The 22,868-nt window shown below is 71.4% G+C and carries 23 protein-coding genes; 11 read left to right on the top strand and 12 right to left on the bottom strand.

What is annotated here, in order from left to right; genetic code table 11:
- Positions 1-62: 62 nt before the first annotated feature.
- The 4 genes from ABZU53_RS05145 to ABZU53_RS05130 all read right to left on the bottom strand — a co-directional run bounded on the left by ABZU53_RS05145 (position 63) and on the right by ABZU53_RS05130 (position 5,711).
- Positions 63-851, bottom strand: coding sequence for a hypothetical protein (locus ABZU53_RS05145; protein WP_355063970.1), 789 nt, complete (start codon positions 849-851; stop codon positions 63-65).
- 171 nt (positions 852-1,022) lie between these two features.
- Positions 1,023-3,083, bottom strand: coding sequence for a 3-hydroxyacyl-CoA dehydrogenase NAD-binding domain-containing protein (locus ABZU53_RS05140; protein WP_355063969.1), 2,061 nt, complete (start codon positions 3,081-3,083; stop codon positions 1,023-1,025).
- Positions 3,080-4,276, bottom strand: coding sequence for a thiolase family protein (locus ABZU53_RS05135; protein ID WP_355063967.1), 1,197 nt, complete (start codon positions 4,274-4,276; stop codon positions 3,080-3,082). Before ABZU53_RS05135 ends, ABZU53_RS05140 begins: the two co-directional genes overlap by 4 nt.
- A 109-nt stretch (positions 4,277-4,385) precedes the next feature.
- A complete protein-coding gene (locus ABZU53_RS05130) occupies positions 4,386-5,711 on the bottom strand; it encodes a ribonuclease D (protein WP_354858146.1) in 1,326 nt (441 codons plus the stop codon).
- A gap of 209 nt (positions 5,712-5,920) precedes the next feature.
- Here ABZU53_RS05130 and ABZU53_RS05125 point away from each other — a divergent pair, with 209 nt between their 5' ends.
- Both ABZU53_RS05125 and ABZU53_RS05120 read left to right on the top strand, forming a co-directional pair.
- Positions 5,921-7,210 carry a trypsin-like peptidase domain-containing protein gene (locus tag ABZU53_RS05125; protein WP_355063965.1) on the top strand — a complete coding sequence of 430 codons (1,290 nt, stop codon included), beginning with the start codon at positions 5,921-5,923 and terminating at the stop codon, positions 7,208-7,210.
- Between the two features lie 195 nt (positions 7,211-7,405).
- Entirely contained in the window at positions 7,406-8,350 is a 945-nt protein-coding gene (locus ABZU53_RS05120; RefSeq protein WP_355063963.1) for a hypothetical protein, read from the top strand.
- 27 nt (positions 8,351-8,377) lie between these two features.
- Here ABZU53_RS05120 and ABZU53_RS05115 read toward each other — a convergent pair whose 3' ends face one another.
- The gene (locus ABZU53_RS05115; protein ID WP_266250991.1) at positions 8,378-8,950 is read right to left on the bottom strand and encodes a DUF3000 domain-containing protein; all 573 of its coding nucleotides are present in this window, start codon (positions 8,948-8,950) and stop codon (positions 8,378-8,380) included.
- Between the two features lie 149 nt (positions 8,951-9,099).
- On the opposite strand from ABZU53_RS05115, the gene hemE reads away from it, so the two are divergent.
- From hemE to hemQ, 3 genes are read left to right on the top strand one after another with little or no spacing between them, the layout of a single operon-like run.
- Positions 9,100-10,197, top strand: coding sequence for a uroporphyrinogen decarboxylase (gene hemE, locus ABZU53_RS05110; RefSeq protein ID WP_354858140.1), 1,098 nt, complete (start codon positions 9,100-9,102; stop codon positions 10,195-10,197).
- Positions 10,198-10,204: 7 nt separating this feature from the next.
- Positions 10,205-11,614 (top strand): protoporphyrinogen oxidase, encoded by a 1,410-nt coding sequence (hemG, locus tag ABZU53_RS05105; RefSeq protein WP_355063962.1) that lies wholly within the window; start codon positions 10,205-10,207, stop codon positions 11,612-11,614.
- Positions 11,611-12,312: a hydrogen peroxide-dependent heme synthase gene (gene hemQ, locus ABZU53_RS05100; RefSeq protein ID WP_354858136.1), complete on the top strand. Its 702-nt coding sequence runs from the start codon at positions 11,611-11,613 to the stop codon at positions 12,310-12,312. Before hemG ends, hemQ begins: the two co-directional genes overlap by 4 nt.
- 51 nt (positions 12,313-12,363) lie before the next feature.
- Here hemQ and ABZU53_RS05095 read toward each other — a convergent pair whose 3' ends face one another.
- The 4 genes from ABZU53_RS05095 to ABZU53_RS05080 form a co-directional block, all read right to left on the bottom strand.
- Positions 12,364-13,482, bottom strand: coding sequence for a lytic polysaccharide monooxygenase (locus ABZU53_RS05095; protein ID WP_355063960.1), 1,119 nt, complete (start codon positions 13,480-13,482; stop codon positions 12,364-12,366).
- Between the two features lie 118 nt (positions 13,483-13,600).
- Positions 13,601-14,056, bottom strand: a complete 456-nt coding sequence (locus tag ABZU53_RS05090) for a GNAT family N-acetyltransferase (RefSeq protein ID WP_355063958.1) — start codon at positions 14,054-14,056, stop codon at positions 13,601-13,603.
- Positions 14,057-14,080: 24 nt separating this feature from the next.
- Positions 14,081-15,025 carry a DMT family transporter gene (locus ABZU53_RS05085; protein WP_355063957.1) on the bottom strand — a complete coding sequence of 315 codons (945 nt, stop codon included), beginning with the start codon at positions 15,023-15,025 and terminating at the stop codon, positions 14,081-14,083.
- A gap of 179 nt (positions 15,026-15,204) precedes the next feature.
- Positions 15,205-15,465: a Prokaryotic metallothionein gene (locus ABZU53_RS05080; RefSeq protein ID WP_354858130.1), complete on the bottom strand. Its 261-nt coding sequence runs from the start codon at positions 15,463-15,465 to the stop codon at positions 15,205-15,207.
- A gap of 157 nt (positions 15,466-15,622) precedes the next feature.
- Here ABZU53_RS05080 and ABZU53_RS05075 point away from each other — a divergent pair, with 157 nt between their 5' ends.
- From ABZU53_RS05075 to ABZU53_RS05065, 3 genes are all read left to right on the top strand, one after another.
- Positions 15,623-15,898, top strand: coding sequence for an isoamylase early set domain-containing protein (locus tag ABZU53_RS05075; RefSeq protein WP_354858128.1), 276 nt, complete (start codon positions 15,623-15,625; stop codon positions 15,896-15,898).
- Between the two features lie 109 nt (positions 15,899-16,007).
- Positions 16,008-16,754 (top strand): lytic polysaccharide monooxygenase, encoded by a 747-nt coding sequence (locus tag ABZU53_RS05070; protein ID WP_355063955.1) that lies wholly within the window; start codon positions 16,008-16,010, stop codon positions 16,752-16,754.
- Positions 16,755-16,817: 63 nt separating this feature from the next.
- The gene (locus tag ABZU53_RS05065; RefSeq protein WP_355063953.1) at positions 16,818-17,420 is read left to right on the top strand and encodes a DUF305 domain-containing protein; all 603 of its coding nucleotides are present in this window, start codon (positions 16,818-16,820) and stop codon (positions 17,418-17,420) included.
- Between the two features lie 9 nt (positions 17,421-17,429).
- Here the strand turns inward: ABZU53_RS05065 and msrB are convergent, their stop codons facing one another.
- Entirely contained in the window at positions 17,430-17,834 is a 405-nt protein-coding gene (gene msrB, locus ABZU53_RS05060; RefSeq protein WP_355063951.1) for a peptide-methionine (R)-S-oxide reductase MsrB, read from the bottom strand.
- A gap of 47 nt (positions 17,835-17,881) precedes the next feature.
- Between msrB and ligD the strand changes: the two genes are divergently transcribed.
- The 3 genes from ligD (at position 17,882) to ABZU53_RS05045 (ending at position 21,300) form a co-directional block, all read left to right on the top strand.
- Positions 17,882-18,907 (top strand): non-homologous end-joining DNA ligase, encoded by a 1,026-nt coding sequence (gene ligD / locus ABZU53_RS05055; RefSeq protein ID WP_355063950.1) that lies wholly within the window; start codon positions 17,882-17,884, stop codon positions 18,905-18,907.
- Between the two features lie 301 nt (positions 18,908-19,208).
- Positions 19,209-19,619 (top strand): hypothetical protein, encoded by a 411-nt coding sequence (locus ABZU53_RS05050; RefSeq protein ID WP_355063948.1) that lies wholly within the window; start codon positions 19,209-19,211, stop codon positions 19,617-19,619.
- Complete coding sequence (locus ABZU53_RS05045) at positions 19,612-21,300, top strand: protein kinase (RefSeq protein WP_355063947.1); 1,689 nt, start codon at positions 19,612-19,614, stop codon at positions 21,298-21,300. Before ABZU53_RS05050 ends, ABZU53_RS05045 begins: the two co-directional genes overlap by 8 nt.
- Positions 21,301-21,497: 197 nt before the next feature.
- Here ABZU53_RS05045 and ABZU53_RS05040 read toward each other — a convergent pair whose 3' ends face one another.
- Both ABZU53_RS05040 and ABZU53_RS05035 read right to left on the bottom strand, forming a co-directional pair.
- Positions 21,498-21,875 carry a VOC family protein gene (locus tag ABZU53_RS05040; RefSeq protein ID WP_355063945.1) on the bottom strand — a complete coding sequence of 126 codons (378 nt, stop codon included), beginning with the start codon at positions 21,873-21,875 and terminating at the stop codon, positions 21,498-21,500.
- A gap of 141 nt (positions 21,876-22,016) precedes the next feature.
- Entirely contained in the window at positions 22,017-22,556 is a 540-nt protein-coding gene (locus ABZU53_RS05035; protein ID WP_355063943.1) for a hypothetical protein, read from the bottom strand.
- Positions 22,557-22,868: the final 312 nt, after the last annotated feature.

Genomic DNA, 22,868 nt, shown 5'->3' with positions numbered 1-22,868 from the left:
TCCGTGACGTACGGCGGGGCCCCGGTCACCGTGAGGTGGCCGGGGTCCCGGTCGTGCACGGGTCAGGAGCGCTGCTCGATCTGGCCCCGGATGGTGACGAACTCGGCCTTCGTCTCCTCGGCCGACTTGAAGTACATGACCACCAGGCCCACGCTGCCCCGGTCGGCCCAGACGCAGACGCCGAGCGGCACGCCCTCGGTCTTGCCGTCGCCGCAGCGCGCGTCACCGCCCAGCGGGCCCGCCTCGACCACCGCCATGTTGGTCACCGACAGCTCGCTGGACAGCCCGGTGACGGCCTCGTCCAGCTCCTTCTTCGGGTCGGCCATCACGCCGGACACCGCCGTGATCATGATCAGGTCCTGCTTGGCCGGGTCGCCGTAGAACGCGCCGATCGTGCTTGTCTCGTTCTGCACCTCGGTCTTCATCTCGGTGACCATCTGGTCGGCGATCGTCTGCAACTGCGGGTCGGTGTTCTTCGCCCGGCCGGCGAGGGTGGCCGGCGCGACCACCCGGGTCTTGGTGGCGTCGACGACGTCGCCCACCTCGTCCTTGACCGCGAACCAGGTGATCGCCGCGCCGCCGAGGCAGAGCACGAGCACCACGGCCAGCACGATCAGGATGATCTTGCCGACGTTCGACTTCTTCGCCGGTGGCGGGCCGCCGAACTGGTTCGGGTCGCCGTACGGCTGCCCCGGCTGAGCCGGCGGGAAGCCCTGCTGCTGCGGCGGCGGCCAACCGCCGGGCTGCTGCGGCTGGCCCGGCTGCTGCGGCACGGCCGGCTGGCCCGGCTGCTGCGGCGGGGGAGGGGAATCGTGCGGCGGGCCGAAGGGGTTGGCCGGCGGCTGGGACATCAGTCAGCTCCAGGATGGGTGTGCAAAGCGCGTGATCGTAACCCGGCGATCGCCCCAGCGTGGCCCCCGCGCAGGTCCCGCGCGCTCCCGGGCCGGTCGCCAACGAGCGCGGTGGCCGGCCCGGTCCACGAGGGACGGTCCGGCCACCGCGACGGTGGTGCTGGGGTCGTGTCAGGCGGGCAGGCTCGCCGCTCCGAGCGGCAGGAACCGCCGGCCGGTGACCCGCTCGCTGGTGCCGGTCCGGTCCAGGTACGGCGTGACGCCGCCCAGGTGGAACGGCCAACCGGCACCCAGGATCATGCACAGGTCGATGTCCTGCGCCTCGGCGACCACGCCCTCGTCCAGCATCAGCCGGATCTCCTGCGCGAGCGCGTCGAGCGCGTTCTGGCGTACCTGCTCGGCGGTCAGCGGCCGGTCACCGACGACGAGCAGCTTGGCCACCTCGTCGTTGATCTGGTCGTCGACCACGATCGGCTGGCCCGAGTCGGCGATCCGCTTGAGGTTCTCGCTGACCCCGAACCGGTCCGGGAACGCCTCGTGCAGGGTACCGCCCACGTGGTACGCCACGGCCGGCCCGACGAGCTGGAGCAGGGCGAGCGGGCGCATCGGCAGGCCCAGCGGGTCCAGTGCGCTGTTCGCCACGTCCAGCGGCGTGCCGGCGTCGACGGCCGCGAAGACGGTGCCCAGGAAGCGGGTGAGCAGCCGGTTCACCACGAACGCCGGGGCGTCCTTGACCAGCACGCTCGACTTCTTGAGCTGCTTGCCGACCGCGAACGCGGTGGCGAGGGTGGCGTCGTCGGTGCGCTCGCCCCGGACGATCTCCAGCAGCGGCAGCACGGCCACCGGGTTGAAGAAGTGGAAGCCGACCACCCGCTCCGGGTGCTCCAGCTCCGCCGCCATCTCGGTGATGGACAGCGAGCTGGTGTTGGTGGCGAGCACCGCCTCCGGGGAGACGATCTTCTCCAGCTCGGCCCAGACCTGCTTCTTGACGCCCAGGTCCTCGAAGACCGCCTCGATGACGAAGTCGGCGTCCGCGAAGGCGCCCTTGTCGACCGTGCCGCTGACCAGGCCGTACAGCTTGGCGGCGGTGCCCTTGTCCATCCGGCCCTTGGTGACGGCCTTCTCGATCTGGGTGTGCACGTAGCCGACGCCCTTGTCCACCCGGGCCTGGTCCAGGTCGCTCATGACGACCGGCACCTGGAGGCGGCGGGCGAACAGCAGCGCCAACTGGCTGGCCATCAGGCCGGCGCCGACGATGCCGACCTTGGTGACCGGGCGGGCCAGGCCCTTGTCCGGTGCGCCGGCCGGCCGCTTGGCCCGCCGCTGCACGAGGTCGAAGGCGTACAGGCCGCTGCGCAGCTCCTCGGAGAAGACCAGGTCCGCGAGGGCCTCGTCCTCGGCGGCGGTGCCGGCGGCGAAGTCGCCGTCCTTCGCCGTCTCCAACAGGTCGAGCGCCTTGTACGCGGCCGGGACCGCGCCGTGCAGCCGCTGGTTCAGCGTCTCCCGGGCGAAGTAGAGCACGCCCGCCCACATGTCCTTGTCGACCTCGGGCCGGGTCACGGTGACCTGACCGCGCACCACGCCGGCGGCCCATTCGAGCGACCGCTCCAGGAAGTCGGCCGGCTCCAGCAGCACGTCCGCGATGCCCAGCTCGGCGGCCTGCTTCGGCTTGAGCATCTTGTTCTGCATGAGCGGGTTCTGGATGATCACCTGCGTGGCGGCGGGGATGCCGATCAGGTTCGGCAGCAGTTGGGTGCCGCCCCAGCCGGGCACCAGACCGAGGGAGACCTCGGGCAGGGCGAGCGCCGCCGCGCCGCCGGAGAGCGTCCGGTAGTGACAGTGCAGCGCCAGCTCCAGGCCGCCGCCCATGGCCGCGCCGTTGACGAACGCGAACGTGGGCACGGTGCTGTCCTTGAGCCGGGCGAAGACCCGGTGGCCGAGCCGGCCGATCTCCAGCGCCTGCGCGCGGTCGGCGAGCTGCGGCAGGCCGACGATGTCTGCGCCCACACAGAAGATGTACGGCTTGCCGGTGACCGCGATGAACGCCGGGTCGGCGGCGAGCGCGGCCGTGATGGCCTCGTCCAGGCTGGTCAGACCGGCCGGGCCGAAGGTGTTCGGCTTGGTGTGGTCGAAGCCGTTGTCCAGGGTGATCAGGGCGGCGGGTCGGTCCAGCCCCGGTACGGTCACCGAGCGCAGCAGTGCCCTGGTGACGACCTCGTTCGGCGCCTTCACTTGTCGCCCTCCGTCCAGTGCGGGTTCTCCCAGATGACCGTGCCGCCCATGCCGATGCCGATGCACATCGCCGTGACGCCGTAGCGGACCTCGGGGTGCTCGGCGAACTGGCGGGCCAGCTGGGTCATCAGCCGTACGCCGGACGAGGCGAGGGGGTGGCCGATGGCGATGGCGCCGCCCCACGGGTTGACCCGCGGGTCGTCGTCGGCGATGCCGAAGTGGTCGAGGAAGGCGAGCACCTGCACGGCGAACGCCTCGTTCAGCTCGAACAGTCCGATGTCGTCGATGGTCAGGCCGGCCAGGCGCAGGGCCTTCTCCGTCGACGGGATCGGGCCGACGCCCATCACCTCCGGCTCCACCCCGACGAAACCGAACGACACCAGCCGCATGGCGACCGGCAGGCCCAGCTCGCGGGCGGTTGCCTCGTCGGCGAGCAGGCTCGCGGTGGCGCCGTCGTTCAGGCCCGCCGCGTTGCCCGCGGTGACCTTGCCGTGCGGGCGGAACGGGGTCTTCAGGGTGGCCAGCTTCTCCAGCGACGTGTCGCGGGGGGCCTCGTCCACTCCGGCCAGACCCCAGCCGCCCTCGGCGTCGCGGATGGCCACCGGCACCAGGTCGTCCTGGAGCTTGCCGTTGGCGTACGCCTTCGCCGTCTTCTGCTGCGAGGCGAGCGCGAACGCGTCGGTGCGCTCCTTGGTGATGTGCGGGACCAGGTCGTGCAGGTTCTCCGCGGTGGCGCCCATGACCAGCGCCGACGGGTCCACCAGCTTCTCCGCGATGATGCGCGGGTTGGGGTCGACGCCCTCACCCATCGGGTGGCGGCCCATGTGCTCGACGCCACCGGCGATGGCGACGTCGTACGCGCCCATGGCGATGCCACTCGCGACGGTGGTCACGGCGGTCATCGCGCCGGCGCACATCCGGTCGATCGCGAAGCCGGGAACGGTCTTGGGCAGACCGGCCAGCAGCGCTGCGGTACGGCCGATGGTGAGGCCCTGGTCACCGATCTGGGTGGTGGCCGCGATGGCGACCTCCTCGACCCGCTCCGGCGGCAGCTGCGGGTTGCGGCGCAGCAGTTCACGGATACAGCGGATCACCAGGTCGTCGGCGCGGGTGTTGGCGTACATGCCACCCGCCTTGCCGAACGGGGTACGGACGCCGTCGACGAAGACGACATCCCGAACTTCACGGGGCACTTGAGCCTCCTAGCCGAACGGGCACGTTACCCCGGATGCTACTCGCCAGTAACCAACCTGCCGCCCGCCCCCCGCTGTGGCACACCCCACACCAGAGAGCGGGGGCAGGTCAGGGGATGGGGTTGGGGGCCAGGGCCTGGGTCAGGTCGGGGGTCAGCAGGGCGATCTGCCACTCGCGGGCGTTGAAGCCGCGCAGGGACTCCGCCACCGTGTCCTCGATGACCTCCTCCGGCGGGCTCCACGCCAGACGGCGTACCGAATCCGGGGTGATCAGATTTTCCGGGGGCAGGTTGTGCTCGCCCGCGATGCGGACCACCGCCTCCCGGCAGCGGGCCAGGCGACCGGCCGCCACCGGGTCCCGCTCGGCCCACCGGTGCGGTGGTGGTGGGCCCTCCACCGCCGGGATGACCGGAAGCGCGTCGTCCGGCAGCTCCCGGGCGTCGTCGAGCGCGGCCAGCCAGGTACGGGCCAGCCGACGGACCGACCGCCCCCCGAAGCCGGGCAGCGTCAGCAGCGTCTTCTCGTCCTTCGGGTCCAGCTCGGCCGCGGCGACGATGGCCGAGTCCGGCAGCACCCGGCCGGGCGCGGCGTCCCGTCGGGCCGCGATCTGGTCCCGGGCGTACCACAACGAGCGGACCCGGGCCTGGGCCCGCGCCCCGCGCACACGGTGGATGCCCGACGTGCGCCGCCACGGTTCCGCGCGGACCCGGGGCGGCCGGGCGCCGGTCCGGACCAGGGCGGCGAACTCCTCCGCGGCCCAGGCCGACTTGCCCTGCCGGGCCAGCTCGGCGTCGAGCGCGTCGCGGAGGTCGGTGAGCATCTCCACGTCGAGCGCGGCGTAGGTCAGCCACGACTCGGGCAGTGGCCGACTCGACCAGTCGGCCGCCGAGTGATGCTTCTCCAGGGTGAATCCGAGTAGCTGCTCGGTCAGCGCGGCCAGGCCGACCCGCTCGAACCCGGCCAGCCGAGCGGCCAGTTCCGTGTCGAAGAGCCGGCGCGGACGCAGCCCCACCTCGGCCAGGCAGGGTAGATCCTGACTGGCCGCGTGGAGCACCCACTCGGCCTCGCCGATCACCGCGTCCAGCGTGCTGAGGTCGGGCAGCGGCAGCGGGTCGATCAGCGCTGTGCCGGCGCCCTCGCGGCGCAGCTGCACCAGGTACGCGCGCTGGCTGTAGCGGTACCCCGAAGCGCGCTCGGCGTCCAGGGCAACCGGGCCGGTGCCCGCTGCGAACCGGGCCACGACCTCGGCGAGCTCGGCCGGGGTGGTCACCGGATCAGGGGTGCCGTCGCGGGGGGCGGTCAGCGGAACGGGCCCACCGTCGGTCGGGTCGGGCCCCTCGCCCGCCGGCTGCGGCTGGGCCGACGGCGGGTGCTGGGGTGCGTGTCCCGGGAGTTCTTCGGTGGGCCGACGGCGCAGGGGTGGTTCGTCGGTCACCTGCCAACCCTAGTGCGCGCCGTGATCCGGCGTGTGCAGCCGGTCCGGCGTGTGTCGGTCAGGTGTCCGCAAGGTGTCCCTTCGGATGCCGGACATTGGGGGAGACAAAGCCCGTTCGCGCAGGTACGGTCCATCGAGCCGCCGGCCCCGCTCGGGTGATCCTGGGCCGTGGCCGCAAGCGCACGACCACGGGGAAGGGCAAGACGATCATGACGGCTGGCTTCGGTGCGGGGGACGCACGGCCAACGGGCGCCGAGCCTGACGACGTGAGCGGGCGGGCGGCCGAACGGCCGGGCCCCCTGCCGCCGCGCATCGAACCGCACCCGGAGGTCGGCGCCACCTGGGCCGGTGCACCGGGCCCCGGGGTCGAGCCCTCCGCCGCCGTCCCGGCCCCCCGTGCCGGCTGGGCGGCCCCACCCAACGCCGGCCAGTGGGGCGCGGCGCCCCAGGGGCCCGTGCCGGCCGGCCCGCACACCACGGCCGCTGCGCCGGGCCCCGCCGCTGGACACAGCACGGCCGCGCCGTACGCACCTGGGCCAGCGCCGTACGCGGCAGGTCCGGTGCCGTACGGCGCCGGACCGTACGCCCCGGGCGCTCCCACGTCCTACGGCGCCGGCGGCTATCCGCCCGCCGGTGACCTGGCCAGCGCACCGCCGTTCCCGACCGCGGGTCACCCCGGTCAGCCCGGCTGGCCGGGCGTCACCCCGCCTGCGCGACCCACCCGGCGTCGCTGGCCAGTGGTGCTCGCCGTGCTGCTCGTCGTCGCGCTGGCCGCCGTGGCCGGCCTGCAGGCGTACCAGCTCGACCGGCTCGGCGACCGGCTCGCCGCCACCGACCGCCGGCTGGCCCAGGCCCAGGACGGCGACGGCACCCGCCTCGACGGCCTGGAACAGCGCACGGACGCGCTGGAGAAGCAGGCCGGGGCGGCGTTCAACCCCGAGGCGGTGGCCAGCGCCGTGCTGCCCAGCGTCTTCCGGGTGCGGGCCGGCCAGTTCACCGGCACCGCGTTCGCGGTGGGCAAGCCGGCCGCCGGTGGCGGCACGAACCTGTTCACCAACTTCCACGTGGTCGAGTCGATCTGGGAGAGCGGCGGCCGGCAGGTCTTCCTGGAGCGCACGGACCAGCGCTTCCCGGCCACCATCGTCAAGGTCGACAAGGCCAACGACGTGGCGCACCTGCGGGCGACCGGCAAGTTCGCCGGCCTGGTCACCGCACCCAGCGCCGTGAAGTCCGGGCAGCAGATCATCGTCGTCGGTGCTCCGCTCGGCCTGGAGGACAGCGTCACGACCGGTGTGGTGAGCGCGTTGCGCGCCGCGCAGGGCGGCTCCGGACCGGCCATCCAGTTCGACGCCCCGATCAACCCCGGCAACTCCGGCGGCCCGGTGATCAACGGCAGCAAGCAGGTGGTCGGCATCGCCACCGCCAAGGCTCGTGACGCCGAGGGCATCGGGCTCGCCATCCCGATCAAGGTCGCCTGCGACGGTTTCAAGATCTGCTGACCTGCGGCCCCAGCCGCTCGCGCCACCCACGGCCGCCCGGCCGCTCCCGCCACCGACGGCCTCCCCGGCCGCTCGCGCCTGACGGCCTCCCCGGCCGTCCCCGACCCATCCGGGTCCTCGGTCCCGGACGATCCCGCCGCTGCACCTGGTCCGTCGCGCCTACCGGCGGAGGACCTGCTCACCTGGAGGAAGAACATGTCCCAGCCACCGACCGGGCCGGAGGGTCTCCCGCCCGCCACCCCGACTCCGCCGGCCGGCTCGCCCGACCCCGACGCGACGGTGCAGCACGCGCCCGACCCCGACGCGACGGTGCAGCACGCGGCCGGCACCGACCCGACCGTGCGGTACCCGGCCGGGCAGCCCGCGCCGCAGCAGTACGCGCCGGGCCAGCCCACGCCGCCGCAGCAGTACGGGCCGGGTCAGACGGCACCGCCGCAGCAGTACGGGCCGGGTCAGGCCGCGCCGCAGTACGGTGCCGCCGCGCCCACGCAGTACGGCACCCCGCAGACGCCGGGCTACCCGGCCAGCGCCCCGCCCTACGCCGGCCAGCCGATGTCCGCGCCGCCGGTCTCCGGTCCGGCGTACGGCCAGCCGATGTCCGCGCCGCCGGTCTCCGGTCCGGCATACGGGCAGCCGATGTCCGCGCCGCCGGTCTCCGGCCCGGCGTACGGGCAGCCCATGTCGGGCCCGCCCGGGATGGTGCCGTACGGCGCTGCCGCGGCTCCGCGGCGGGGTCGCGCGGTGCTGGTGCTGGCCCTGGTGGCCGCGCTGCTCTTCGTGCTCAGCGGGGTGATGACCGGGCTGTTCGTGACCAAGAACAACGAGCTGAACCGGACCGAGAAGCGCCTCACCGGTCAGGTCAGCCAGCGCGACGGGACGATCGCGGCCAACACCACCGAGATCGGGAAGCTCAAGACCGATCTGCAGGCCATGCAGGACAAGCTCGACAACACCGAGCAGGATCTGACCGGCACCCGCAACGACCGCGACGAGCAGGCCCGGCAGAAGAAGGTCATCGCGAGCTGCCTGGACAAGCTGACCACCGCGCTGGGTGCGGCGGCGGCGGGGAACAAGGGCGCGTACGACGCGGCGATGAAGGGCCTCGACAAGGTGTGCGACGAGGCGGAGAACTACCTCTGATCCGCTGTGCCGGCCGCCGCCGGGGTTTCAGGCGGTGGCGGCCGGACGGCGGTCGGCCAGGGCGGTGACCCCGGGTGGGGGCAGGCCGGCCGTCGAGGCGAGCAGGGCGCACCAGCCGAGCAGGTGGGGGGCGAGGTCGTCGTCGACGGGCGTCCAGGAGGCGCGGATCTCGATGTCGCCGGCCGTCGGTGGCCCGGCGAGGTCGCCGAACCGGGTCGACATGGTCTGGGTGACCGTCCCGCCGATCGCCCGGTGACCCGCGTCCTGGGTGTCGAGGGCGTCGGTCAGCCACGTCCAGCCGACCCCGGGGAGCAGCGGGTCGGCGGCGAGGTCGACCTCCAACTCCGCCGTCACGTAGGTGACCAGTCGCAGCGTGCCCTGCCAGGCCTCGTGCCCGGCCGGATCGTGCAGGAGGATCAGCCGGCCGGTGGCCACCTCGTCGCCGTCGCGCAGCACCGTCGCGGAGAGCGCGAACGTGAACGGCGCGAGCCGCTGGGGAGCGCCGACCTCCTCGAGGGTGATCTCCGGTCGGGGTGCCGGCGACCGCAGCCCGGCGACCGCGCGGGCGAAGGTCTCCGGGAGCGCGATCGGGGGGGCCATGTCGGCAGCCTATGCCGCCGTCGGCCCACCCGCTTCGACGGCGCGCCGACACGTACCCCGACCGCCCGGCCGCGCGACGGACGTTAGGTGCGTCCCCTTCCGTTCACCCGCGGCGGGCTGGGGTCGGGCGGCGTGGCACGATTGCGGCGATGACCACGGACACCACGGGCACTGCCGCCCGAGACGGACACCCGCGCCCCGGCGGCCCGGCCGACTCGCCCTTCATCCGGGCCTGTCGGCGTCGGCCCGGCCCGCACACCCCGGTCTGGTTCATGCGCCAGGCTGGCCGCTCACTGCCGGAGTACCGGGAGATCCGGGCCACCGTGCCGATGCTGGAGTCCTGCCGTCGCCCGGAGCTGGTCACCGAGATCACCCTCCAGCCGGTGCGCCGGCACGGGGTCGACGCGGCCATCCTGTTCAGCGACATCGTGGTGCCGGTCGCCGCGGCCGGGATCGACCTGGACATCGTGCCGGGCACCGGCCCGGTGGTGGCCGAGCCGATCCGTACCGCCGCCGACATCGAGCGGATCCGCCCGATCGGCCGCGACGACGTCCCGTACGTGGACGAGGCCGTCCGCCAACTGGTGGTCGAGCTGGGCGACACCCCGCTGATCGGCTTCGCCGGCGCGCCGTTCACCCTGGCCAGCTACCTGGTCGAGGGCGGCCCGTCGCGGACCCACGCGAAGACCAAGGCGCTGATGTATGGCGATCCCGAGCTGTGGCACGCGCTCTGCGGCCGGTTGGCCGAGGTGACGCTGGCGTTCCTGCGGGTGCAGATCGAGGCCGGCGTGTCCGCCGTGCAGCTGTTCGACTCGTGGGCGGGCGCGCTCTCCGAGGCCGACTACCGCCGTTACGTGCTGCCGCACTCGACGGCCGTGCTGAGCGGGCTGGCGCACGCGGGCGTGCCGCGCATCCACTTCGGGGTCGGCACCGCCGAGCTGCTCGGCGCGATGGGCGAGGCCGGCGCCGACGTGGTCGGCGTCGACTGGCGTACTCCGCTGGACGTGGCCACGCACCGGATCGGCCCGGACAAGGCGGTGCAGGGCAACCTGGACCCGACCGTGCTGCTCGCGCCATGGCCGGTGGTGGAGGCCGAGGTGCGCCGGATCCTGGCGCAGGGGCGGGCGGCCCCCGGGCACGTGTTCAACCTCGGCCACGGTGTGCTGCCGGAGACCGACCCGGACGTGCTGACCCGGGTGGTCGCGCTGGTGCACGAGGTCTCCAGCCGCCGGGCCGACCAGGGCTGACACGGCGATGCGGCAGCCCTGGCGGGTGGCGGTGGTCGGCGGCGGGATCGCCGGGCTGGCCGCCGCGGTCCGGCTGCGCGACCGCGCGCCGGAGGGCACCGAGATCACTGTGTACGAGCAGTCCGGCGCGGTGGGCGGCAAGCTGCGCACCGGGACGTTGGCCGGCGCGCCGGTGGAGTTCGGCGCCGAGTCGTTCCTGATGCGCGACCCGACCGGGGCCGAGAGCGCGGCGGTGGCGTTGGCTCGCCGGCTCGGGCTGGCCGAGAAGATCGTGCACCCCAGCGTCGGGCAGGCCGCGCTTGTCGTCGACGGAGGGCTGCGCCCCATCCCGGGCGGGACGCTGGTGGGCGTACCCGGGGATCTGGAGCGGGTGGCCACGGTCGCGCGCCCGGCCGCGGACGCCGACACCGACGGCGGCCGGCCGCTGGTCGGGCCGGACGCGGACGTCTCGGTGGGCGCGCTGGTCCGGTCCCGTCTGGGCGACGAGGTGGTCGACCGGCTGGTCGACCCCATGCTGGGTGGCGTGTACGCGGGCCGCGCGGACGACCTGTCGCTGGTCACCACGATGCCGGCGCTGGCCCGTGCCGCGCGGGTGGAGCACACCCTGGTCGGCGCGGTCCGGGCGGCGCAGGCCGCCGCGCCGCGCGCGCCGGGCGCCCCGGTCTTCGGCACCCTGGCGGGTGGGCTCAGCACCCTGGTCGAGGCCGCGGTGACGGCCAGCGGCGCGACGGTACGACGGGACGCCGCGGTGCGTGACCTCACGCCCACCGGCACGGGGTGGCGGCTCACCGTCGGCCCGACCCGCGATCCTGAGCTGGTCGACGTGGACGCCGTGGTGCTGGCTGTGCCGGCCCGGCCGGCGGCCCGGCTGCTCGCCGGCCCGGCCCCGGTGGCCGCCTCGGCCGTGGGCGAGCTGGACTACGCGAGCGTCGCGCTGGTCACCCTGGCGTTGCCGCAGCCGCTGCTGCCCGAGCTGTCCGGCTTCCTGGTGCCGAGCACCGAAGGGCTGCTGATCAAGGCGGCCACGTTCTTCACCACGAAGTGGGGGCACCTGCGGCGGCCGGACGGGCTGGCGCTGGTGCGCGCCTCGGTGGGCCGCTACGGCGAGGAGGCGCAGCTCCAACGCCCGGACGCGGACCTGGCCGCGACCGTGCACCGGGAGCTGTCGGCGGTGCTCGGCGCCCCGCTGCCCGCCCCGGTCGACGGGCACGTGCAGCGGTGGGGCGGCGCGCTGCCCCAGTACACCCCGGGGCACGCCGACCGGGTGACCGCCGCGCGGACGGCGCTGCGGGCCGCGCATCCCACCCTGGCCCTGGCCGGCGCCGGCTACGACGGTGTCGGCATACCGGTCTGCGTCCGCTCCGGCGAGACGGCGGCCGACGAGATCATCACAGCACTGGGAGGATCGGCGAGATGACCGAGCAGACCAACGCGGCCCGGTTGCGGGAGCTGAACGACAGCATCCGTTACACGATGTGGTCGGTGTTCCGGGCCAGCGCCCCACTGCCGTCCCTGCGGGACAACGTCACCGGTGAGGTCGAGTCCCTCTTCGACGAGCTGGCCGGCAAGGACGTGGTGATCCGGGGCGTGTACGACGTCTCCGGGCTGCGCGCCGACGCGGACGTGATGATCTGGTGGCATTCCGCGTCGAGCGACGCGCTGCAGGACGCGTACCTGCGGTTCCGCCGCACCACGCTGGGCCGGGCGCTGACCCCGGTCTGGTCGCAGATGGCGCTGCACCGGCCGGCGGAGTTCAACAAGAGCCACATCCCAGCGTTCCTCGCCGGCGAGGAGGCCCGCCCCTACCTGTGCGTCTACCCGTTCGTGCGCTCGTACGAGTGGTACCTGCTGCCCGACGCCGAGCGGCGCGAGATGCTGGCCGAGCACGGCAAGATGGCCCGCGGCTACCCGGACGTACGCGCCAACACGGTCGCCTCGTTCGCGCTGGGCGACTACGAGTGGATGCTCGCGTTCGAGGCCGACGAGCTGCACCGGATCGTCGACCTGATGCGGGACCTGCGCGCCTCCGGGGCCCGCCGGCACGTCCGCGAGGAGGTCCCGTTCTACACGGGCCGCCGCCGGTCGGTCGCCGAGATCGTCAACTGCCTGGTCTGATCCCCGCCGGCCGGCGCCGCACCCCCGCCCGGGTGCGGCGCCGGACGGGGATCAACTGGTCTTCGTACAGGAGACCAGGGGAACGGGGTTGCTGCCGGTCCACGAGCCGAGGAAGCCGAACGTGGTGCTCGCTCCGCCGGCCAGGACGCCGTTGTAGTTCACATTGCGCGCGGTCACCAGTGTGCCGTTGGTGGTGACGTTGGCGTTCCACGCGGACGCGACCTTCTGACCGTTGTTGAAGTTCCAGCTCACCGACCAGCTCTGCGTCGGCGAGCTGGCCCCCGCGGTCACCTTCACCTCGGCCTGGAAGCCGCCAGCCCACTGACCGGTGATCGTGTACGTCGCGTAGCAGGCGCCGGCCGGCGCGGGAGTGCTCGGCGGCGGCGTGCTCGGGGGCGGGGTGGTGGGCGGTGGCGTGGTGGGCGGCGGGGTCGTCGGCGGCGGCGTGGTGGGCGGCGGCGTGCTCGTGCCGCCGGAGAAGTCCACGTCACTGCACAGGTAGTACGACTGGTCCAGGTGGCTGGCCTGCCAGACGGTGTAGACGATGTGCCGTCCGGTGCGGCCCGGCGCGCTGACCGGGATCTGGATGGAGACGCCACCGGTGTCCGGGTTCCACTGCGACGCCGGGGTGTTGCCGATCTGGCCGGCCAGCTCCAGGTCGTCCCAGCCGAGCGCCTCGGTCGACGAGTTGAAGCCCTGCTTGGTCACGTACACCCGGATGTAATCGGCGCCGTGGCTGGCCTGGTCGAAGAAGCGCAGCCGGAAGTTGTTCGACACCGGGGTGGCCTTCCACGCGCCGACGGTGTCCAGGGCGTTGTAGCGACCGTTCTGTGTGCGTCCGCCGCTGCACAGTTGGCCGTTGGGGACGGCGGCCTGGTGGTTGCCGGCCACACCCTCGCGGAACAGCCCGTTCCAGTTCCACATGGCCTGCGGGTCGGCCTGCCAGGCTTGCCAGCACATCGGGTCCTCGGTGGCCATCCGGGGATTCTGGAAGTCGCTGCCCCAGCGTTGCCAGCAGCTGTAGTTGCGCGAGGCCGGGTCGACGACCGAGCCGTGCGCGGAGGCGGGCTGGACCAGCGCGACGCTCAGCGCGGTGGTCAGCAGGAGCGTGGCGGCCGCCGCGATGGCGAGTGGCCGGAGCACGCGTGGTGATCGGGCGAGAGTGGACATGGAGCCCCCGGGGGGATGAGGTCGGACGACGACACCCGGACAGCCGGGAGTTGCCCGCTCCCGTGCCTACTGCGTTGCTCCCGCGCTGGCTCTACCCGGCACGATGCCAGGTCGATCGTCAGACGTCAATGACCTTGCGGCGCATCGGGGTGTGCGGGATGTCGTCCTCGACGTACTCCGGGCCGCTCACCGCGAAGCCGTGCCGGGCGTAGAAATCGACCAGGTGCGACTGGGCCTCCAGCACGCAGGGCCGGTTGCCGACCAGATCCAGCGCAGCCGTCATCAGCCGGCCCGCCTGCCCGCCGCCGCGCGCCTGCGGGGCCACCACCACCCGACCGATCCGGGCGGCGCCGTCGGGGTCGGCGAGGATCCGCAGGTACGCCAGCGGCGCCCCGCCGTCGGTCAACCAGAGGTGGCGGGTGCCCGGCTCCACGTCCCGCCCGTCGAGCTCGGGGTAGGGGCAGTTCTGCTCCACCACGAACACGTCGATGCGCAGCTTGAGCAGGTCGTGGAAGGTGCGGGCGTCCAGGTCGGCGAAGGACGCCACCCGGATCTCGGTGGTCTGCTGGGACACCCACCGATGGTAGGCCGGGCCGGCTCACGCGGCGTCCCCACGGGTCGGTGCGAGGTAGGTGGCGGCCACGGCGGCGAGCAGCAGCGCGCCGCCGAGGAGCACCGGCAGTGGGAGCGGCTCGTGCAGCAGCGCCACGGCCAGCGCCGCCGCCGTCAGCGGTTCGAGCAGGGTCAGCACGGCCGCGACGCTGCCCGCGGTCGTGCGCAGCCCGGCGTAGAACAGCGCGTACGCCACGGCGGTGGTGACGACGCCGAGGTGCAGCAACAGCGCCAGGGTGTCGAGGCGTACGTCGACGGCGACGCCGGCGACCAGTGCCATCGGCGCCAGGGTCAGCGCGCCGACCACAGTGGAGATGGTAGTCAGTGTCATCGGTGCGGTGTGCTGCGACACCTGGCGGCTGATCAGGGTCGTCACCGCGTACCCGAGGCCGGACCCGGCGGCCGCGAGCAGGCCCAGCAGCGGGGCCGGCGCGGCCGTGGTGGGCTCGGCGGTGGCCCCGGTGATCAGGGCGAGCCCGGCCACGGCGGTGACCAGGGTGCCGAGGCGTACCGGGCCGGGGAGCCGGCGGGCCCGCAGCGACTCCCAGGTCGCGGCGAGCACCGGCGCCAGGCCCAGGCTCACCACGGTGGCCACGCTGACCCCGGCGAGCGCCACGGCGGCGAAGTAGAGCGCCTGGTAGAGGCCGAGGCCGACGCCGGTGAGCAGCAGCGGTACGGGTGCCGCGCGCAGGGCGGCCGGAAGCGTGCGGAGCCGGCCGGCGGTGCACGCCAGCAGGACGAGCGCGGCGATCGCGAGGCGGAAAAAGCCGATGCTCACCGGGCTGAGCCCGGTGCCCTCGCGCAGCAGTTGCACCGCCACGCCGGTGGTGCCCCACAGGACTCCGGTGACGGTGATCTGGATCAGGCCGGTGCGGGCCTTCAGGGCGGCCGGGGCCGGGGCGGCCGGCGGCGCGGTACGGGACGTGGACACGGGTGCGCTCCGGTGGGGTGACGTTGACGGGGACGACGTCGACGGAGCGCGTACGGCGAACTGGCCGGCCCGGGTCGGTCACCCGGTCGGTGTGGGGCGCGGCGCTCCGCTCAGGAGCGCGGCGGGGGCAGGACGCCCAGCAGTGGCCGCATCGGGCGACCGTACCGCAGGGCGCGCGGTCAGGCGGGGCGGGCGCCGACGGCGTCGCGGATCTCGGCGCCCTCGGTGCCCTCGACCGCGCGGGCGCAGTGCCCGCAGCAGAAGAACCGGCCGTTGACCTCCACGCCGTGCCCGACGATCTTGATCTGGCAGTGTTCGCAGATGGGTGCCATGCGGTGGATCGCGCACTCGAACGAGTCGAAGGTGTGCACGTCACCGCTGACGGTGTGCACCTCGAACGCCATCCAGTAGTCGTTGCCGCAGACCTCGCAGGTTGCCACCGAAAAACCCCCCGTATCAGGACATGTGCCACCAGAGTGCCTCAGGGCAGGGTGGCGGCGGGCGAATTACCGCCAGCTGGTCGGGCCGGGCGGCGTGTCGGCTCCGGCGTGTCGTCCGTTAGGCCCGATGAACCGCCGTGACCCCCGGAGGATCGCCATGATCAAACGCAACAAGCTCTTCGGCAGCCAGACCCGGGTGACGTTCTGCCTCCCACGGGACGCCCCGCCCGGCCCGGTGAGCGTCGTGGGCTCCTTCAACGACTGGGAGCCCGGCCGGCACGAGTTGGTGGCCCGCCGCGACGGCACCCGGACGGTGACCGTGAAGCTCAGCCCGGGGGAGTACCGGTTCCGCTATCTCGCCAGCGGCGGGGTCTGGCTCGACGACGAGACGGCCGACGTGGTCGACGACCGCGGCAGCCTGCTGCGACTCTGAGGAGCGAAGTCGTCACCATCGATGTATTTATCGACCACGGCCTTTACTGTTAATAAAGTTTAAATTACCTTGGGGGCACCTCACCGCACCTGGAGAAGGAGCTGCCCCCATGCGTCGAAGAATCACCGTCCCGCTGGTGGCGGCGGGCGCTGTCGCCGCCACCCTCACCGTCGCCGCGCCCGCCCAGGCGCACGGCTACGTCTCCGCCCCACCGAGCCGGCAGGCGCTCTGCGCGCAGGGCCGGGTGCCCGACTGCGGGCAGATCAAGTACGAGCCGCAGAGCGTCGAAGGGCCCAAGGGTCTGAAGAGCTGCAACGCCGGCATCGCCCAGTTCGCCGTCCTCAACGACGACAGTCGGGGCTGGCCGGCCACGTCGGTCGGCAGCTCGCTGACCTTCACCTGGGTCAACACCGCCCGGCACGCCACCAGCAACTGGGAGTACTGGATCGGCAACACCCGCGTCGGCGTGGTCAACGGCAACGGGCAGCAGCCGGGCGCGACGGTCTCGCACACCGTCAACCTGGGTGGCTTCTCCGGCCGCCAGAAGATCCTCGCCGTGTGGAACATCGCCGACACCGCGAACGCGTTCTACTCCTGCATCGACGTGCAGATCGGCGGCGGCGGGTCGACGCCCACCCCCACGCCGACCACCTCACTCACGCCGCGGCCGACCACCAGCCCGACCACGGCGCCGACGACCCCGCCCCCGACGGGTGGCACCTGGACCGCCGGCCGGGCGTACCAGGTCGGCGACCAGGTCACCTACGGCGGACTGACGTACCGCTGCCGGCAGGCCCACACGGCGATCCCCGGCTGGGAGCCGCCGAACGTGCCGGCGCTCTGGCAACAGGTCTGACCCGCACGGGTGCGGCCCCGGCCGCACCCGTGTCGCCGTCCCCGGATGATCGGAGCCCCCGGCATGCCCCGCGCAACCCTGCTGACGTGCCTGCTCGCCGCGTCGCTGCTCACCGCCTGCGCCGGGCCGTCGGAGGGCCCGCCGGCTCCCGCGTCCCCGGCCGCGTCGGCGGCGGCCGGGCCCGCGGCGGCCGGAGCACCGCCGGCCGGAGCGCCGCCGGCCGGAGCCGAGATGAGCGGCATCGACGTGGTGTTCCTGAGCACGATGATCGGGCACAGCGAACGCACGGTGCAGATCGTCCGGCTCGCCCGGGACCGGCTGCGCGACGACGCGCTGCGCACCCTGGCCGCCGCCATCGAGGCGACCGAGGCCGACGAGCTGTCGGCCATGCGCGGTTGGCTGCCCACGACCGGGCCGGGCGTCAGCGCGGCCGGGCACGACCACGCCGGGCACGGCGACGACACCGCGCTCGACCGGCTGCGGGCCGCGTCGGACGCCGACGTCGACCGGGTGCTGCGCGAGGTCCTCGCCGACCACCAGCGGGCCGCCGCCGACCTGGCCCGGGCCCAGGTCGGCGTCGGCCGCAACGAGCGGGTCCGCGATCTGGCCCGGCGGATCGACCAGTCCCGCAGCGCCGAGGTCGAGCTGCTCAGGGGTACGCCCTGAGCGTGCCCGTCAGCGCGGTTCCAGCCGGACCGAGATCGAGTTGACGCAGTGCCGGGTGTCCTTGGGGGTGAAGCCCTCGTCGTGGAACACGTGCCCGAGGTGGCTGTCGCAGCGGGCGCAGCGGATCTCCGTACGAGCCATGCCGAGGCTGCGGTCCTCGATCTCCTTGACCCGACCCGGGATGGCGTCGTCGAAGCTCGGCCACCCGCAGTGCGAGTCGAACTTCGTGTCGCTGGAGAAGAGTTCCAGACCGCAGGCCCGACAGTGGTAGACGCCCTGGGTTTTGGTGTCCACGTACTCGCCGGTCCACGGGCGTTCGGTGCCGGCCTCCCGCAGGACGTGGAACTCCTCGGGGCTCAGGCGGACACGCCACTCGTCCTCGGTCTTGGGCAGGTTGTTGTCGTCAAGACTCACCCGTCAACGGTACGTCGAACGTCGGGGGCGTGGCATATGGTCGCGGGATGGGTGGCACCAAGGCAGCGGTCGCCGAGGTCGAGGTGGCCGGGCGCAGCGTACGGCTGAGCAGTCCGGACCGGGTGATCTTCCCGCAGCGGGGGTTCACCAAGGCGGACGTCTTCCACTACTACCTGGCGGTCGGCGACGGGATCATGCGCGCCCTGCGGGACCGGCCCACCACGCTGCAACGCTTCCCCGAGGGCATCGAGGGTGAGGCGTTCTTTCAGAAGCGGGTGCCCACCCGAGGCGTGCCGCCCTGGGTGACCACCGCCCAGATCACCTTCCCGAGCGGTCGCAGCGCGGCCGAACTCTGCCCGGCCGACCTGGCGCACGTGGCCTGGGCGGCACAGATGGGCACGATCGTCTTCCACCCGTGGCCGGTGCGCGCCGCCGACGTGGATCGCCCCGACGAGCTGCGCATCGACCTCGACCCGCAGCCCGGCACCGACTTCGCCGACGCGGCGCGCGCCGCCGGGGAGGTCCGCGCGCTCCTCGACGAGCTCGGCGCGACCGGCTGGCCGAAGACCTCCGGGGGGCGCGGCGTGCACGTCTACCTGCGCATCCAGCCCCGCTGGACGTTCACCGAGGTGCGTCGCGCCACCATCGCGCTGGCCCGGGAGGTGGAGCGCCGCAACCCCGACCTGGTGACCACCGCCTGGTGGAAGGAGGAGCGCGGCACCCGGGTCTTCGTCGACTACAACCAGATGGCCCGGGACCGGACGATCGCCTGCGCGTACTCGTTGCGGGCCAACCCGCGGGCCACCGTCTCCACCCCGGTCACCTGGGACGAGCTGCCCGACGTCGACCCGGACGACTTCGACCTGCGCAGCGTCCCGACCCGCCTCGCCGAGCAGGGCGACCCGCACGCCGGCATCGACGACTCCCCGTGGGACATCACGCCCCTGCTGGAGTGGGCCGAGCGCGACGCCGCGGCCGGCCAGGGCGACCTGCCGTACCCGCCGGACCACCCCAAGATGCCCGGCGAACCCAAGCGCGTGCAGCCCAGCCGCGCCAAGCGCGAGAGCGCCTGACCGGCCCTGCCTCACGGGGATGGCTGGGCGGTCCACGCCAGAACCCGGGTGAACAGCTCCGTCGGATCGGGCGCCGGATCGCCACCGAGCGCACGGCAGTTATCGACATCTATGAGTGCGGCTGCGGCTCACGGCCGAGCTTGCTCTGCAACGATCAACTACAGCCAGTCATGTTGGTCGACCCGGCGGCGTCCGGATCTGCCGATGAGCGGATAGGTATCGGATGATCGTTTCTACCAAGCCTTGACCGGTTCTCGTACGCTATAACCGTGCCCTTCCGGAATCGTGGAGGCGAAGCCGCGTGAAGTACAACGCTGTGGACTTGGTGTTAGGCGTCATTTCCGTCGTTTCTTTTTTGCTTGCGGTTTGGCAGCTCTACCTGTCTGAGCGACGGAAAGATCGAGAGAAGGCAAACCTGGCCGTGGTGCGTCAGAAAATGGATTCTGCAGCCGATTCACTCGAAGCGGCGTTCGCAACAGTTAATGCGGCCATTCAGATCCCAAAAAGGCGTAAGGTCTCCGTTGAGGAGTTCCAGGACCTAGCAAGAATTGCACGAATACAGGTACTCACGTCGGTGAAGGCCCTCCGGGAGTCGGGAGACTTGATCAAATCGTGGCGATCGGGCGAGATCCTTAAGGAGCTAACCGACGAAGGCTCGGGAATAGAATCGACCGATCCCCCGGCGCCAAAGGAGCGAATTGCTAATGCCTGACCGCTACCGGGTGGGTGAGCATATCGACAGCGGATTCCATGTGAAACAAATTCTGCACGGAGGGATGGGTACGGTATACGTCTGTGCCCGCCAAGACGGCTATATGATAGTGATAAAATCATTAGACAAGAATGCGCAATGGCGAAGTGGGGCGAGGGAGCGATTCGACGACGAAGCGGCACATCTTTGCCTGCTGCCTCCGCACCCATGTGTAGTTCAGATTCTGGGTTATACGCCCAGGGCCTCACCGCCAGAGTTAGCGCTCGAGTTCGTCCCCGGCGGGGACCTTCGCGACTTCCTTCGTGTAGATCGAGCTGATCAAGCCCGCAAGTTGACCATTCTCACTCAAGTAGCGTCCGGCTTGGCATTCCTGCATGATAACAATGTAATTCACGGTGATCTTAAGCCCGAAAATGTTCTGCTCGACGCCAATCTCAACGCCAAGTTATCTGACTTCGGCCTCGCGCGCTCTGTGGGTCCTAGCCAGCAATCAAGCCCGGTCGCATTGGGGGGAACCCTGCCGTATATGGCGCCCGAAACGGTTGCCGGCACAATGCCTGATGAGCGCTCAGACTCCTTCGCGCTCGGCGTACTATCCTTCGAGCTCCTCGCCGGCCTACGGCCGTCAGAAGTGGCGAACACAAGGTCCGAGGATCTGGCATCAGCAGTGCGCCCGCACGTAGGTCCTGAGATTGCGGCAGCACTGGCCTCACTTCTTGCCGCATCTCCTGACTTGCGCGAATCGGCGGCTAGAGTCGCATCGCTGCTTGCTGTTCATGTCCGAACGCATTACGAAGCAAAGAAGCCAACCTTTGGAGAGCTTTCTGCGCGCGCGGCTAGCCTATCGCGCATGGGTCGTCATGAGGAATCATTGGAGCTCCATGAGAAAGCGCTCAAGATATCAGGAGGGAATGGCATCGTCTACGACGAAGGCGGAGCGATCAGTGACGTGCTGAGGATCAATTACAGTACAGCCCTACGTCGGGCGGGACGCTTCGAGGAAGCAGAAAGATATGCGATAGAGGCGTTAGAAAACTGCCCGAACGACCTTCGGGCGCATTCGGTGTTGATCGGCCTATACAGTGAGACGGGTCGACTGGACCTCCTCGACCACTATTTGGATCGAGCACACGAAATCGATCCGAAGGACCGAGGAGTTCAAATAATGCAGATGCAACGAGCTGCCCACCTAGGCGATAAGGTCCGAGTTGAGCGCTTAGCGCGTGGCCTTCGCAAATCCGCGACGTCGGCCAAGGAGGTAAACGGCCTGGCAGCATCGCTGGTAAAGGAGCTCAATGCGCCAGAGCTGGGCTTAGAAATTTTCATCGCGGCAACTCGAAAGTATCCGGAGGATGCTCGCATCTGGGCTAACCTCGGAATTACGCAAGAGATTATGGGAAACCCAGCGCACGAGTCGTACATTCGAGCCGTAGAAGTTGCGCCGCATGACAGTTACGTGCGCTTTTTGCTCGCCAGGAGCAAGCTTTTGCTCGGCGACAATGCCGGAGCTCTGACTGATGCCAAAGTGTGCGAAATGCTCTCCCCGGAAACTGCCTATTCCAAAATGATCGTCGGTCTGGCGCGGTTTGCCTTTGCGCCGGATGCTATCAAGCGATCCGCTGGCTTTGACAAGATGGTAGAACTTATTCGGTCGCCAAGCCATCTTGAGTTTCATTGGTGATGATTCAGCAACGTCACATGGGTAACCTTCTACCACGACGGTAAGCCCGGCGAGCGACCTCGACCACGTGCGCGCTCATGCCGCGATCCGCGCCCTACGCGGCGTCACGAAGTGCTGACTCGGCCGGCATACGCACATGCCGAGGTGAGCATACGCACATGCCGAGGTGAGAGCGTAGGGGAATCGCGGCACGTTGCTCAGGATTGGCGCTCTGCGGCCGAGCGGGTCATGCAGAATTCGTTCCCGGCTGGATCGAGCAGAACGACCCAGCCATCGCCGCCCGACGTGCGGTGGTCGTCCAGGACCTTCGCGCCCAGCGCCAGGAGGCGGTCGACCTCCGCGTCGCGGTCCCGGTCACCCGGCTGGAGGCAGACATGCACGCGATTCTTCACAGTCTTGTCCTCGGGAACGGCCTGGAAGAACAGCCGGGGCCCTCCCGGTGGTTCGATGACGACTTCGGTGTCGCTGGGAACGAAATCCGGGTCTACAGGGTGGCCGACCACCTCGCTCCAGAACTGCGCCAAGGCGTAGGGATCAGGGCAGTCGAACGAAACATTTCGGATGAAGGACACCATGACCGCACAGCATAGGTGTCCCCGATCGGTGCATGCTGGTCGTGCACTCATCTGCCGCGATTCGGGCGACACCCACGTCCACCGGTTACTCATCGTGAGCATCAGACATGCGTCGCCGGAACCGTAAGCCGACAAGCAGGGCTATGTCGTGTCGGTTCGGGCTTCGAGGTAGTGGGTCCGGTCGCGGCTGGTGAGGCGGTTCCACTTGTCGGTGGTGCCGGCGCTCATGCCGAGGAGGTCGGCGAGCACGGCGGCGGGGATGTCAGCGGCGAGGTCGAGCATGGCGGCGGTGCGGTCGAGGTGGGCTGTGATCCCGTTGCGGGTGAGAGCTTGGCTGAGTGCTTGCAGGGTGATCGGTGTGGTGGCTGGCCGGCCGCGGTCGTTGATGAGCTTGGCGACGACCGCCGCGATCTTCGGTGGCAGCGGGATTGGTTGCTTGCCAAACGTGATGCCGGAGGGGACGTCCTTGCTGAAGGTGACGTCGGTCGTGGTCAGGTGGAGCACACGTGCGAGTGCGATGCCGAAGAGCAGGACCAGGGCGCCGGCGACCCAGGCGAGGAACGCGGCGGCGGTGTGGATGTAGCGGCGGTCTTTGGCTGCGGCTTGGGCGGTGCGCGGGCCGAATTGGTGTGAGCGGCGCCCGGCGCGGTGCAGCACGTGCCAGAGGCCGAACGGCTGCACGAACTGACGGTGCTCGGGGGGTAGCTCGGTGCGGGGCCGGCGGATCCAGGTGAGGACGGATTCGGGGCGGTCGGTGTTGGTGAGTGCGGGCGCGCAGCGGTCGCAGCTGGGCCGCGATCGTGCCGTGATCACCGGTGAGGAGGTCGCTGACGCGTTCGTCGAGCAGGCACCAGGCGCAGCGCTGGTCGGCGTAGGTGTGGCCGGGGCGTCCGCATCCGGTGCAGGTGTAGTCGCGTGCTCCGGCGCACGGGCCGCAGATCCGACCGCCGCCGGCGTCGGTGCCGGCCAGCACGCGGGTCTTCTCGCAGTTCG

The sequence above is a fragment of the Micromonospora sp. NPDC005194 genome, assembly GCF_040608335.1.
GTDB lineage: Bacteria > Actinomycetota > Actinomycetes > Mycobacteriales > Micromonosporaceae > Micromonospora.
The sequence above is the reverse complement of the archived record's forward strand: the minus strand, read 5'-3'. Positions and strand labels throughout refer to the sequence as shown.